Origin of the sequence: Hymenobacter jeongseonensis (assembly GCF_015694725.1) — a bacterium.
Taxonomy (GTDB): domain Bacteria; phylum Bacteroidota; class Bacteroidia; order Cytophagales; family Hymenobacteraceae; genus Hymenobacter; species Hymenobacter jeongseonensis.
This window is the reverse complement of sequence record NZ_JADQDQ010000001.1, coordinates 69,638-82,739: the sequence shown is the minus strand read 5'-3', so window position 1 is coordinate 82,739 and position 13,102 is coordinate 69,638. Positions and strand designations below refer to the sequence as shown.

The window sequence follows — 13,102 nt, the reverse complement described above, 5'->3', positions numbered from 1 at the left end:
CCCGCGCCTCCTTCTCTGCTCCTGTAATGCCTTGCCTTCTCCATTTTTATTCACGGCCCTTGTGGCACTATTGGGCTTTGCTGCTGGGTCTAAGCAGGGGACTGAGCGTGCCGGCGGCCGCACAGCCAGTGGCTGGCACGGGCCCGCCCCGCGTGGTTCTTTCCGACTCGTTGGTGCGGCATTTTTTGTCGCGCTCCATCACCGTGCAGGGGATTCATGGCCTGCCGCCGGCTGAGCGCCAAGCTTTTGCAGCGTGGGCCGGCTCGGCGGGCGCACGCTTTGCGGGTCGGGTCGGCGGCTTTTGGTACACGCCCGAAAACGCCGTCCAGGAGCGAGCGGCCTTCGATACCCTGCGCCGCATTGTGGCCGAACTGCACCGGGTGCAGCCGGGCATGGTGGTGCAAGGGGCCATTTTTGAAATTGTCTACGCGCAAGTCAACAACCTGCGCGTGCCCAACGCCGCCCGCGCCGAGTTTGGCGAAGACACCGTGGCCGTGCCCACGCGTAATTTCCGCCTCGCCGACATGGTGTACCCGGGCTATTTTAACGTGAAGGAAATCGACGGCTACCGTTGGGACAGCCGCCCGCCCGGCGAGGCCCCGGGCATCCCCGACATGAGCCGCACCGAAACCCAGCTCTGGTTTTACTGCTGCGCCCGCCGCCAGCTCGATGCCGGCTGCGAGGCCATCCATTTCGGACAGGTGATGCTGATGGACAAGCGCGACGCCGGCCACCATGGCTGGTGGAGCATGCTGCAGCGGGTGCGCGCCTACGCCCGCACCCGCAACCGGGGCTTCGTGCTCTGCGACGCCCACACCCACAGCGAGTACTACGACCCCGACCCCCAACGCCCGCTGCCCGATTCGGCCCGGCAGCTACTTTTTGACTTTCACAGCTACCCACTGCGTGCCACCGAAAACGACACTGTGCGCGCTGGCACGCACGGCGCCCGCCTCGAAATTGCTACCTCCGACGCCCGTAACGCCGCCATTTTTGGCCGCAGCGGCGGGGGCGTGGCGCCCGGTGGGTGGGCGGTGCGCCGGTTGCCGGCCCTGGTTGAGCTCGACAACTGGGGGCGCTGTACCCGGCCGGGCCAGCCGGGCCAGTGGCCGTGCATTTGGGGCTACGACGAGATTTCCTGGTTTGCCACCCAGCCCTCGGACTACCGCGACGAGTGGCTGGTGTACGCCACGGCCCGTGTTCAGCAGCTCGACCCCAACGTGTACTTACAGATGCCGGGCATTCGCGGCGTGGAGGCGCCGCCCCGCCCGGTGGGCCTGTACCGGGCCGATATTGCTGGGCAGGGCGACATCATTCGGGCCATCTGGGCGGGCGAAACCGCCCAGCGCGGGCAGCGCCTGCTGCTCTACGGCCCGTCGCCGCCGTGAAGGCCGCCTGGAACCCTGGCAAGTGGCCGCGTCCTGCACCCGCTGTTTACCTTTGCACAGCTAAATTTCGATGCAGAAGTTAAGTAACTGTTTGTCAGAATAAAAGCCAGGCATTGCCGCGGGGTTTCCCAGGCCTGGCACCAGTGTTAGCAGTTGCCGAATGGCAGTGCGTTCTTCAAAACCCTTCCTGGCTGCTCTGCCTGCGGCCGCGCTTCGCTGATGACGTCATTTGACTTGGTCTTGCCCTGTTATAACCCCATTCCGGGCTGGGCCACCAATTTGCTCGCGAGCGTAACCCGGCTGCGAGAAGCCCTGCCCGAAGCGGAGCCGCACATTATTCTGGTAAACGATGGTTCGGCCCAGGGCGTGAGCGCGGCCAATATTGAGGAGCTTCGCCGTGCCCTGCCGCAGTTTACCTACGTCGACTACGCGCTTAACCAAGGCAAAGGCCACGCCTTGCGCACAGGCGTGCAGCACTGCAAGCACCCGCTGTGCCTGTTTACCGACATTGATTTTCCCTACGAGGAAACCAGCATGGCCCAGTTGTTTCGGGTGCTGGCCGCCGGCCAAACCGACGTGGCGGCGGGTATTCGTGACAGCAACTATTACTCGCACGTTCCCCCAGCCCGCGTGGCCATCTCCCGCACCCTCCGGTTCCTGACCAAGCAGCTGCTGCACCTGCCGGTGAGCGATACCCAATGTGGCCTCAAAGGCTTCAACGACGCCGGGAAAGCCCTTTTCTTATCCAGCCAAACAAAGCGGTACCTGTTCGATTTGGAGTTTCTCTACATGAGTGCCCGCCAGCCGGGGCTCCGGGTGCAGCCCGTGGAGGTTCGTCTGAAAGAAGGGGTGGTATTTTCCAAAATGCCCTTGGGCGTGCTAAGTTCGGAAGGCTACAGCTTGCTTAAAATTCTACTGCGAGGCTGAGCAGTTTTCCCCGAGCTAAGTGTCAAGAGCGTCTTGGCGGTTCGGGAAATAAGCAGAAACGTGGCCCGCCCAAATGTGTACTTTTGAAAAATGGACCTGACTTACGAAGCCAAATACCATCAACTCGAGGAACAGCACTGGTGGTTTGCCAGCCGCCGCGACGCGGTTTATGACCTCATCAAAAGTCTGAATTTGCCCCGCACGGCCGCTATTCTGGAAATTGGCTGCTCGGGTGGCCCGCTCATGCAGCGCCTGCGCGCGGCGGGCTACATTGACCTCACGGGCATCGACGTGAGCACGCCCGCCATCGAGTTGGCCCAGGCCCGCAACGTACCCAACGTGTCGGTGATGGACGGGGCTGCCCTGGAATTTGCAGATGCCCGGTTCGACCTCGTAATTGCCTCCGATGTGCTCGAACACATTGAGGACGAAGAAAAAGCCTTGCGCGAATGGACCCGGGTGCTGAAGCCGGGCGGGCAGCTGCTGGTGTTTGTGCCGGCCCACGCCTACCTCTGGAGCGAGCACGACGTGGTGAACCACCATTTTCGTCGCTACTCGCGCCAGGGGCTGGTGGCCGCCCTGGAGCGCGCCGGCTTGCGCACCCTGCGCAGTTCGTTTTGGAACGCGGCCATGTACTTCCCCACGGCGGCCTTGCGCCTGGGCCGGCGGTTGCTGTCGGGCCCGGCTTCCCCGGAAATCAAGCCCGGCGCTACCGGCGATTTGCACCACTTTGCCGGCCCGGCCAACAGCCTGCTCCTGCACTGGGTAAAGCTGGAAAACCGGCTGCTCCGCCACGTCAACCTGCCGCTGGGCGTGAGCGTGTTCGCCCTTGCCCAAAAGCCTGCCTAATTCCTTCCCTTCGCCTGACCCTTACCCGCGTGGAACTGTCCGTCATCATTCCTATCTACAACGAGGAAGCCAACATTGGCGAGCTCTACCGCCGCCTGCTGAGCGTGTTGGAGCCGATGGCGCTGCCCGGTGGCTTCGAGCTAATCTTCATCAACGACGGCTCACGCGACCGGTCGCTGTCCCTGCTGCTGGCCCTGGCCACGCGTGACGAGAGGGTGCGCTACATTGATTTGAGCCGCAATTTCGGCCACCAAATTGCCGTGACGGCCGGCCTGGACCGGGCGGCGGGCGCGGCCGTGGTCATCATCGACGCCGATTTGCAAGACCCGCCCGAACTCATTCCGCTGCTGCACCAGCGCATGCGCGAGGGGTTCGAGGTGGTGTACGCCAAACGCCGCTCGCGGCAGGGCGACAGCATGGCCAAGCTGCTGACGGCCCGCCTGTTCTACCGCGTGCTGGCCAGCATCACGCACATATCCATTCCCGTGGATACGGGCGACTTCCGCATTATTTCGCGCAAAGTGGTGGAGGGCCTGCGCCTGATGCCCGAGCAGAACAAGTTCATCCGGGGCCAGATTTCCTGGATTGGCTACCGCCAAACGTTCATCGAGTACGACCGGGCCGAGCGCGCCGGAGGCGAAACCGGCTACACCTACCGCAAGATGATGCGCCTGGCCCTGGACGGCATCACCGCCTTCTCCGATGTACCGCTTAAAGTGGCTACCATCAGCGGGTTTGTGGTGTCCGGACTAGCCTTTGTGGTGGGGCTCTACACGCTGTACTCGCGCTTTGTGACCCACGATTACCAGCCCGGCTGGCCGTCGCTGATGGTCAGTATTCTGTTTCTGGGCGGGGTGCAGCTCATTTCCGTGGGCATTATCGGGGAGTACATGGCCCGGCTCTCGGCCAATGTGCGCCAGCGGCCGCTGTACCTGATTTCGGATACCAACATTCCGCCCGTGGCACCCCCGGCCCGCTAAAGCAAGCTTAGGGTTTGGGTGAGCTGGCCGCTGCCTTGGGGTACCATTCGTAGAGTGACCAGCTGCCTTGGTGGCTGACGCGCCGCATGTTCTGCTCGCGAATAAAATCGGGCGTGCGCTCAAACAGGGCGCGCATTTCGGGCCGGTCCTTCAGTTGGTCGCGGTAGTAATTGTTGCTGCCATTGTAGTACGCCGAGTCGAGGAACACGAGGATTGGCCGCTGGTCGAGCCGGGTCAGCAGCTCCGGGTCGGGGCCGCCGGGGCGCAGCACCGAGTACAGGAGTTCGGCTTGGTGGTACACGGTGCGCGCCGCTTTGTGCGACATCAGGGGCAGACCCGTCACCATCGACAGCTGGTAGGTTGTGTTGCTGTGCGGGTCGTCGGGGTCGATGATAATATTCAGCTGCCCGTTGGCGGCTTCCGTGCCTACGTGGAAATAGGGGAGGGGCAGAATGGCCTGATAGGCTTCCGATTTAATCCAGCCGGTGAGGCGGCGCACGGGTTCCGTATCGGCTGGCAGCGCGAGCAAATTGGTGCTTTGAGTGACTTTGTGGTAGTGGTGTGTGGCGTTCACCGTATCGATTATCAACAGGCCGCACAGCACCAACAATCCCCAGCGCAAGCCCGCCAGTTGCCGCCACCGTGCCACGTACCAGCTAAAGCCGAGCACCACCGCCCACCAGAAAGGCCAGATGAACCGGCCCAGCGTCCGGAACTGGGTGATGCGCTCGGTGAGTTTGTGGGCGACAAAAAAGACGTTGAGGTAATTGTGAATAACGTAAGCGCCGTTATCCAGTTCAATGGTTTCTCCCAGCGAAGCCAGCGCCAGCGGCAGGCTGGACAGGAAAAGCAGCTTAAGGAAATGCGCTCGCGAGTCGGCGTCGCTGCGGGGTAGGCGCGCGGCGGCCGGCAGGCGCTTGAGCAACAGCAACACCCCCACCAGCAACAGCCCAAACAGCACAAAGCTGGTCAGATAGGCCGAGGATTCGTACGGAATGTGGGCCGTGCGCTCCAGCGGAAAGCGCACTTTATTGTAGTCATAACCTCGAAACAGCGCGCCAAACTGGAATTTCCATTCTATCCAACCATAGCCGCCGCCGCCCACTGGGCGCTCGCGGGAGAGCGGGTCCAGCGCGGTGAGGAGGCCCCAGGTCATCAGCAACGCGCCGAACAAAGTCAGGCCCGTGCCCACCACCAGCGGGCGCCACGGCCGTTGGCGGCGCCACCCGTCGATGAGCAGGCAGGCCACGAAGAAAGCCAAGCTGCCACCCAGCAACGGCAGGTAGTAAAAGTGCAGCCACGACGCTACCACAATGCCCAAAAACAGCCACACGAAATGCTTGCGCAGCGGCGCGTTGGTGCGCCACGCTTCGTGTAGCCCCTGCAACGCCCAAATCAGGAACAGCAGCGCCGGCGTGTAGGCTAGGTTCATGTGCCCCACATTCAGCCGGATAGTTTGGGGGCCGAGCCAGGGCAACGCCACGCTCAAAAGCACGGTGAGCCACGCCGGCAGGGCCAGGCGCCGGAAAATTAATACCAGCAAACCAGTGCTTACCACGAGGCTGGAGAGGATAAACAGGTCGTATAGGTACAAGCCGTAGGGCGCCAGAGCCGGAATGGCGTGCACCAGTGCATGCAGCGGCGCCATGAGCAAGGGCGCGCTATCAGTAAAGTACATGTACTCACCGAAAGGATAGTTGTGCCCGTGCACCAGCATGCCATCGCGCTGGGGCTGACGCAGAAACGAAGCAATGGAGAAATAGCTCTTAATGCCGTCGTAGTGCGTGACAATAAGACGTTTGCCAGGGTTAAAAATGAGGTAGGAGTAGGTGTAGCAAAGCAGCACCAACTGAACCAAAATGGCTATCAGGCCTACTTTCCAGCGGGAAAAAAGCGTGGGTTCGGCCACAGGTAGGGTATGCTGAAAAGTTTCTTGGGTGGGGGCCATATAATAAGGCTCGGTATAAACGGCCCGCAAGTTAGGGCCATGACGTTGCGAAAGTAGGGGTGCGGCGTACCCACCGAAGGGATGGTTTTGGTCCAACGCCTACTTTTGGTGCCTACACGTCCCGCCTCCCATGCTTCGCATTCAAAACTATATCAACGGCCAGCTCGTGGCGCCCCAATCCGGCCGCTACCTTGATAACATTGAGCCTGCTACCGGTCATGTATATGGCGAGATTCCGGACTCGGAGGCCGCCGAGGTGGCCGCCGCCGTGCTGGCGGCCACGTCGGCGCTGCCCGCCTGGCGGGCGTTGTCGGCCGAGGAACGGGGCCGCCTCCTGGTTCGGATTGCCGCGCTGATAGACGCCAATCTGGAACGCTTGGCCCGCGCCGAGAGCCAAGACAATGGCAAACCGCTGAGCTTGGCGCGCGCCATGGACATTCCCCGCGCCGCATCTAATTTCCATTTCTTCGGCACGGCTGCCGAGCATTTTGCCAGCGAAGCACACATGCAGGAGGGCGTGGCCCTCAACTATACCGTGCGCCATCCCATTGGCGTGGTGGGTTGCATTTCGCCCTGGAACCTGCCGCTTTATTTATTTACTTGGAAGATTGCGCCAGCCTTGGCCGTGGGCTGCTGCGTGGTAGCCAAACCGTCGGAAATCACGCCGGCTACCGCGTTTTTGCTGAGCGAGCTGTGCATCGAAGCGGGCCTGCCGCCGGGCGTGCTCAACATTGTGCACGGCACCGGCCCGGCCTGCGGGCAGGCTATTGTGGAACATCCCGGCATCAAAGCCATCAGCTTCACGGGGGGCACGGCCACCGGGCGGCACCTGGCCCGCACGGCCGCGCCCCTGTTCAAGAAGCTGAGTCTGGAACTGGGTGGCAAAAACCCCAACCTCGTGTTTGCGGACTGCGACCTAGCGGCGGCCGTGGCCACCAGCATCCGCAGCAGCTTTGCCAATCAGGGCCAGATTTGTTTGTGCGGCTCCCGAATATTTATTGAGCGGCCGATTTACGACGCCTTCAAAGCCGAATTTCTACAGCAGCTGGAAGCCCAAAAAATTGGCGACCCGCTGGCCGCCGACACCAAGCAGGGCGCTTTGGTGAGCGAAGCACACTTGAATAAAGTGCTCGACTACATCAAGCTGGCGCACGAAGAAGGCGGCCACTTGCTGGCCGGGGGCCAGCGTGTAGCTGTCCCCGGCCGCTGCGCCAGTGGCTATTTTCTGGAGCCCACGGTGTTCGAAAACCTGCCCCACGACTGCCGCACCAATCAGGAAGAAATCTTTGGCCCTGTGGTCACGCTCACGCCGTTCGATACCGAGGCCGAAGCCGTGGCCTGGGCCAATAGCACCGATTACGGCCTGTCGGCCTCCATCTGGACCAGCAACCTCACCCGCGCCCACCGGGTGGCACAGTCGCTGCACAGCGGCATCGTGTGGGTGAACACTTGGCTGCATCGCGACCTGCGCACGCCCTTTGGCGGCATGAAGAATTCCGGCGTGGGCCGCGAAGGAGGCTTGGAGGCGTTGCGGTTCTTTACCGAAGCGCAAAACGTGTGCGTGAAGTTCTAAGGATAGGAGCGTTAGCCGTTTAAATTTCAAAGAGCGTCCGGCCAACCCCGACCTTCGCCTTACCTTTGCAGGCTGAACCACCCGCTTGCCCCGAATGCCGCATTCTACTACTGATTACTACGCCCATCCCACCGCCATCCTCGACGAGGGGTGCCAGATAGGTTCAGGTAGTCGCATCTGGCACTTTTGCCACATCTGTGCCGGCGCCGACATCGGGGAGCAGTGCAACCTGGGCCAGAACATCTTCGTGGCCGATGGCGTGACGCTGGGCCGCAACGTGAAGGTGCAAAACAACGTGAGCCTCTACGGCGGCGTTATTTGCGAAGACGACGTTTTTCTGGGCCCGTCGGTGGTGTTCACCAACGTGAAAAACCCGCGCAGCGCCGTGCCGCGCAAAGGCAACGGACAATACCTGACCACTTACCTGGAGCAGGGCGTGACCGTGGGCGCCAACGCCACCATTGTGTGCGGGGTGCGGCTGGGGCGTTATGCTTTTGTGGGGGCGGGCAGCGTGGTCACGCACGACGTTCCGGCCTACGCCCTCGTATACGGCACGCCCGCGCAGCCGCAAGGCTGGATGAGTGCGTATGGCCATCGCCTGAAGTTCGACAGCAACCGCCGTGCTACCTGCCCAGAAAGCGGGGAAACGTACTGCTTAAGCCCCGATGGCCAAACGGTTCAGCCAATGCCGGCGGCCACTGGTAAACCATCAAAAACCAGCAACTAATACTAATTCTTACTCCAGTGTACGAAAAACTATTGCGCAAAGAGGCCACCCTGGCCGTCATCGGCCTCGGCTACGTGGGCTTGCCCATCGCCTTGGAATTCGCGAAACAACTCAAGGTAATCGGCTTCGATATCAACGCCGGCCGCGTGGCCCAGATGAAGGAATGCATCGACCCGAGCGGCGAACTGGAAAAGAAGGATTTTGAAGGTTGTGACATCACGTTCACCGATTCGTTGGACGTGTTACGGCAGGCCCAGTTCTACATCGTGGCCGTGCCCACGCCCATCGACGAACATGCCCAGCCCGACCTCAAGCCGCTGCTCGGCGCGTCGGGCTCGGTGGGCAAGGTGCTGAAAAAAGGTGATTACGTGGTGTTTGAAAGCACCGTGTACCCCGGGTGCACCGAAGAGGACTGCATTCCGGTGATTGAGCGCCTGTCGGGGCTGAAATTCCCGACCGATTTTAAGGTGGGCTACTCGCCGGAGCGCATCAACCCCGGCGACAAGGAACACACGTTGCGCCGCATCGTGAAAGTGGTGTCGGGCAACGACGAGGAAGCCCTCGATACCATTGCCAAAGTGTACGAGTTGGTGGTGGACGCCGGCGTGCACCGCGCCAGCAGCATTCGGGTGGCCGAAGCCGCCAAAATCATCGAAAACACCCAGCGCGACGTGAACATTGCGCTGATGAACGAGCTGTCGATGATTTTCGACCGCATGAGCATCAACACCTACGAAGTGCTGGAAGCGGCCGGCACGAAGTGGAATTTCCTGCGGTTTTCGCCCGGTTTGGTAGGTGGACACTGCATCGGCGTAGACCCTTACTACCTGACGTATAAGGCCAAAGAGCTGGGCTACGACGCTAAGGTGATTCTGAGCGGCCGCACCACCAACGACAACATGGGCGCCTACATCGCTCGTAAGACGGTGCAGATGATGATAAAAAAAGGCAAGGACGTGGCCAAAAGCCGGGTGCTCGTGATGGGCGCTACCTTCAAGGAAAACGTGGAGGACATCCGCAATTCCAAGGTGGCAGACGTTATCCAGGAGTTGAAAAACTTCTCGGTAAACGTCGACATCATCGACCCGCACGCCGATTCCGACGAGCTGCACCACGAATACGGCTTCCGCCTCACCGCCAACGACGACGTGCGCACCGATTACGATGCCGTTATCGTGGCCGTGAGCCACTTACCCTACGCCGCAAAAGACGAAGCGTATTTCCAGTCCATCACCTCTGACAACGCCGTTCTGGTCGACATCAAAGGCCTATACCGGGGCAAAATGAAGGAGCTGCAGTACTGGAGCCTCTAAAATCTCGACATCAAGCCGTGCTCCGCACGTTGAGCACCTTTCGTCCCTTCCCGCTATGACTGCACAACGCACTAAGATTCTCGTTACCGGCGGGGCCGGCTATATCGGCTCGCATGCCGTGGTAGAGCTGTACCAGGCCGGCTACCAGCCGATTATTATTGATAATTTCAGCAACTCGGAAGAGTCGGCGTTGGCGGGCATCGAATCCATTTTGGGCACTGCCGTCCCCACCTACCGCATCGATTGTGCCGACGAAGAGGCCCTGCGGGGCGTGTTTGCGGCCGAACCCAACATTGCAGGCGTCATTCACTTTGCGGCGTTTAAAGCCGTCGGCGAATCGGTGCAAAAGCCGCTGGCATACTTCCAGAACAACGTGGGCTCGCTGCTCACGCTGCTGGCCATGATGCCTGATTTTGGCGTGGAAAACTTAGTGTTTTCGTCGTCGTGCACCGTGTACGGCATCCCGGATTCCCTGCCCGTGACGGAGGCTACGCCCACCAAGCCGGCCTCGTCGCCCTACGGCCGCACCAAGCAGATGTGCGAAGACGTCATCCACGACGTGTCGGCCGCGCCGAGCAATAAGCTGCACACTATTCTGTTGCGCTACTTCAACCCAATTGGCGCGCACGAATCGGCTAAGATTGGCGAGCTGCCGCTGGGCGTGCCCAACAACCTCGTGCCGTTCATCACCCAAACGGCGGCCGGCATTCGCGAAAAGCTGACCATTTACGGCAACGATTACGACACGCCAGACGGCACCAACGTGCGTGACTATATCCATGTGGTCGATTTGGCCAAGGCGCACATCGTTGCTGTGCAGCGCCTGCTCGACCGCAAGGGCACCGAAACCGTGGAAACCTTTAACGTGGGCACTGGCCACGGCAACTCGGTGCTGGAAGTGGTACAAACCTTCGAACAGGTGAGTGGCCAGAAGCTGAACTACAGCATCGGCCCGCGCCGTCCTGGCGACGTGCCCGCCATTTACGCCGACGCCACCAAGGCGGAGCAGGTGCTGGGTTTTAAAACCGAAACCTCGCTGGCCGACTCGCTCGCCAGCTCGTGGAAGTGGCAAGTTGCATTGAAAAAGTAATTGTCATGCTGACGAAGGAAGCATCTTCTCACGGCTGCTTTCGTCGGATTTACTAACCCTTGAAGTGCAGTCGTGATAAGGTCCTTCGCTGCGCTCAGGATGACAGAAATAGTATGAAAATCCTCATCACCGGCGGCGCCGGCTTCATTGGCTCTCACGTCGTTCGGTTGTTCGTGACGAAGTATCCGGCCTATCAGATTCTCAACCTCGACGCGCTGACGTACGCCGGTAACCTGGAGAACCTGCGCGACATCGAGAATGCGCCGAACTACCGCTTCATCAAAGGCGACATTTCCGACCAGTCGTTTATCGACCAGCTTTTCGCCAATGAGGAGCCCGACGCCGTGATTCACCTCGCGGCCGAGTCGCACGTGGACCGCAGCATCACCGACCCCATGGCGTTTGTGAAAACCAACGTCATTGGCACCGTGAACTTGCTGAACGCGGCCCGCAACCTATGGCAGCCCGGCGGCTACGAAGGCCATGTGTTCTACCACGTGAGCACCGACGAGGTATATGGCTCGCTGGACTTCGGCCCCGAGATGTTCACCGAAGAAACGTCGTATGACCCCCGCTCGCCGTACTCGGCTTCCAAAGCCAGTTCCGACCACTTTGTGCGCGCCTGGCACCACACCTACGGCCTGCCCATCAAGCTCAGCAACTGCTCGAACAACTACGGCCCCAACCACTTCCCCGAGAAGCTGATTCCGTTGGCCATTCACCGCTTGCGTACCGGCCAGCCCGTGCCCGTGTATGGCAAAGGCGAGAACGTGCGCGACTGGCTGTTTGTGAAGGACCACGCCACGGCCATCGACGCGGTGTTCCACAAGGGTAAAAACGGCGACACCTACAACATCGGCGGCGTAAACGAGTGGCAGAACCTGAAGCTCATTGAGTTGCTCTGCGACGTCGTGGACGAGAAAACCGGGCAGGCACAAGGCACTTCTCGTAAGCTCATCAAGTTCGTGACCGACCGCGCTGGCCACGACATGCGCTACGCCATCGATTCCTCAAAAATCATGAACGAACTGGGCTGGAAACCCAGTGTGACCTTCGAGCAAGGGCTAGCCCACACCGTGGACTGGTATCTCGAAAACGAGGAGTGGCTGAACCACGTAACCAGCGGCGCCTACCAGGACTACAACCAAAAGCAGTACGCGGGACGCTAGGGATTCAGTTAAGAGTTAAAAGTTAGGAGTTAAGAGTTGATGCTTAAGCGACTCAAGCTACCGGGCCTCAACTCTTAACTCCTAACTTTTAACTCTTAACTCAACAAAGTGTACGAAAACCCTTTCCACGAGCAGCCGCTCGATAATCTTACGTTTCTCGTGACCGGCGGCGCCGGCTTCATCGGCTCCAACATTGTGGAGTATCTGCTGAAATACGGCGTGAAAAAAGTGCGTACGCTGGATAACTATTCCAACGGCTTCCGCAAAAACCTGGCGCTGTTTGCCGACGATGCCCGGCTGGAAATCATGGACGGCGACATCCGCGACGCGGCCGTGTGCGCCGCTGCCTGCGCTGGCGTGGATGTGGTGTTGCACGAAGCCGCTCTCGGCTCGGTGCCGCGTTCCATTAAAGACCCGGTGCTGACCAACGACGTGAACGTGGGCGGATTCGTGCAGATGCTGACCGCCGCCAAAGACGCGGGCGTGCAGCGCTTTGTGTACGCGGCGTCGTCGTCGACCTACGGCGACCACCCCGGCCTGCCCAAAGTAGAGGACCGGATTGGCAAGCCGCTCTCGCCCTACGCCGTCACCAAGTACGCCAACGAGCTGTACGCCGACGTATTTGCCCGTACCTACGGCATGGAAATCATCGGCCTGCGCTACTTCAACATCTTCGGCCCGCGCCAGGACCCTGGTGGAGCCTACGCCGCTGTTATTCCGCTTTTCATCGACGCCATTCTGCAAAACCAGGCGCCCACGCTCAACGGCGACGGCGGCCAGACCCGCGACTTCACCTTCGTAGAAAACTGCGTGGAGGCCAACATCCGCGCCGCGCTGGTGCAGAATCCTGAAGCCCTAGGCCAGGTGTACAACATCGCCGTGGGCGACCGGACTTCGCTGGTGGAGATGTACGACATCCTGCGCGAAGAAGCCGGCTCGGACCTAGCGCCGAAATTCGGTCCCGACCGGGCCGGTGATATCCGCGACTCGCTAGCAGACATTTCGAAAGCCAACCGCCTGCTAGGCTACCAACCCCAGATACGCATCCGCGAAGGCCTGCGCCAAACGCTGGCGTGGTTCAAAGCCAACCAGGAATTCATTCGGGAAAGAAACTAAACCGTAGCCTGGACTCTGCGAG

The 13,102-nt window shown here is 60.6% G+C and carries 11 protein-coding genes; 10 read left to right on the top strand and 1 reads right to left on the bottom strand.

Features of this window, described 5'->3' with window-relative positions; translation table 11 throughout:
- Positions 1-26 precede the first annotated feature (26 nt).
- The 4 genes from I2I05_RS00355 to I2I05_RS00340 all read left to right on the top strand — a co-directional run bounded on the left by I2I05_RS00355 (position 27) and on the right by I2I05_RS00340 (position 4,144).
- Entirely contained in the window at positions 27-1,388 is a 1,362-nt protein-coding gene (locus tag I2I05_RS00355) for a hypothetical protein (RefSeq protein ID WP_196280236.1), read from the top strand.
- Positions 1,389-1,607: 219 nt separating this feature from the next.
- Entirely contained in the window at positions 1,608-2,315 is a 708-nt protein-coding gene (locus I2I05_RS00350; protein ID WP_196280235.1) for a glycosyltransferase, read from the top strand.
- A 90-nt stretch (positions 2,316-2,405) separates the two neighbouring features.
- Positions 2,406-3,164, top strand: a complete 759-nt coding sequence (locus I2I05_RS00345; protein WP_196280234.1) for a class I SAM-dependent methyltransferase — start codon at positions 2,406-2,408, stop codon at positions 3,162-3,164.
- Between the two features lie 29 nt (positions 3,165-3,193).
- Positions 3,194-4,144 (top strand): glycosyltransferase family 2 protein, encoded by a 951-nt coding sequence (locus tag I2I05_RS00340; protein WP_196280233.1) that lies wholly within the window; start codon positions 3,194-3,196, stop codon positions 4,142-4,144.
- A gap of 7 nt (positions 4,145-4,151) precedes the next feature.
- Here I2I05_RS00340 and I2I05_RS00335 read toward each other — a convergent pair whose 3' ends face one another.
- On the bottom strand, positions 4,152-6,092 hold the full coding sequence (locus I2I05_RS00335; protein WP_196280232.1) for a hypothetical protein: 1,941 nt from the start codon (positions 6,090-6,092) through the stop codon (positions 4,152-4,154).
- A 130-nt stretch (positions 6,093-6,222) separates the two neighbouring features.
- Here I2I05_RS00335 and I2I05_RS00330 point away from each other — a divergent pair, with 130 nt between their 5' ends.
- From I2I05_RS00330 to I2I05_RS00305, 6 genes are all read left to right on the top strand, one after another.
- On the top strand, positions 6,223-7,665 hold the full coding sequence (locus I2I05_RS00330) for an aldehyde dehydrogenase (RefSeq protein WP_196280231.1): 1,443 nt from the start codon (positions 6,223-6,225) through the stop codon (positions 7,663-7,665).
- A gap of 94 nt (positions 7,666-7,759) precedes the next feature.
- Positions 7,760-8,392, top strand: coding sequence for an acyltransferase (locus I2I05_RS00325; protein ID WP_196280230.1), 633 nt, complete (start codon positions 7,760-7,762; stop codon positions 8,390-8,392).
- A gap of 17 nt (positions 8,393-8,409) precedes the next feature.
- Positions 8,410-9,705 (top strand): nucleotide sugar dehydrogenase, encoded by a 1,296-nt coding sequence (locus tag I2I05_RS00320; protein WP_196280229.1) that lies wholly within the window; start codon positions 8,410-8,412, stop codon positions 9,703-9,705.
- A gap of 55 nt (positions 9,706-9,760) precedes the next feature.
- Positions 9,761-10,795: a UDP-glucose 4-epimerase GalE gene (gene galE, locus I2I05_RS00315; RefSeq protein WP_196280228.1), complete on the top strand. Its 1,035-nt coding sequence runs from the start codon at positions 9,761-9,763 to the stop codon at positions 10,793-10,795.
- A 113-nt stretch (positions 10,796-10,908) separates the two neighbouring features.
- Positions 10,909-11,964: a dTDP-glucose 4,6-dehydratase gene (rfbB, locus tag I2I05_RS00310; protein WP_196280227.1), complete on the top strand. Its 1,056-nt coding sequence runs from the start codon at positions 10,909-10,911 to the stop codon at positions 11,962-11,964.
- Positions 11,965-12,072: 108 nt separating this feature from the next.
- Positions 12,073-13,080, top strand: coding sequence for an SDR family oxidoreductase (locus tag I2I05_RS00305; protein ID WP_196280226.1), 1,008 nt, complete (start codon positions 12,073-12,075; stop codon positions 13,078-13,080).
- Positions 13,081-13,102: the final 22 nt, after the last annotated feature.

Excerpts from the sequence above, each read along its gene's own strand:
- I2I05_RS00355 (WP_196280236.1), top strand. The coding sequence starts at position 27 with ATGCCTTGCCTTCTCCATTTTTATTCACGGCCCTTGTGGCACTATTGG.
- I2I05_RS00345 (WP_196280234.1), top strand. The coding sequence starts at position 2,406 with ATGGACCTGACTTACGAAGCCAAATACCATCAACTCGAGGAACAGCAC.
- I2I05_RS00330 (WP_196280231.1), top strand. The coding sequence starts at position 6,223 with ATGCTTCGCATTCAAAACTATATCAACGGCCAGCTCGTGGCGCCCCAA.
- I2I05_RS00335 (WP_196280232.1), bottom strand. The coding sequence starts at position 6,092 with ATGGCCCCCACCCAAGAAACTTTTCAGCATACCCTACCTGTGGCCGAA.
- galE (WP_196280228.1), top strand. The coding sequence starts at position 9,761 with ATGACTGCACAACGCACTAAGATTCTCGTTACCGGCGGGGCCGGCTAT.
- I2I05_RS00350 (WP_196280235.1), top strand. The coding sequence starts at position 1,608 with ATGACGTCATTTGACTTGGTCTTGCCCTGTTATAACCCCATTCCGGGC.
- I2I05_RS00325 (WP_196280230.1), top strand. The coding sequence starts at position 7,760 with ATGCCGCATTCTACTACTGATTACTACGCCCATCCCACCGCCATCCTC.
- rfbB (WP_196280227.1), top strand. The coding sequence starts at position 10,909 with ATGAAAATCCTCATCACCGGCGGCGCCGGCTTCATTGGCTCTCACGTC.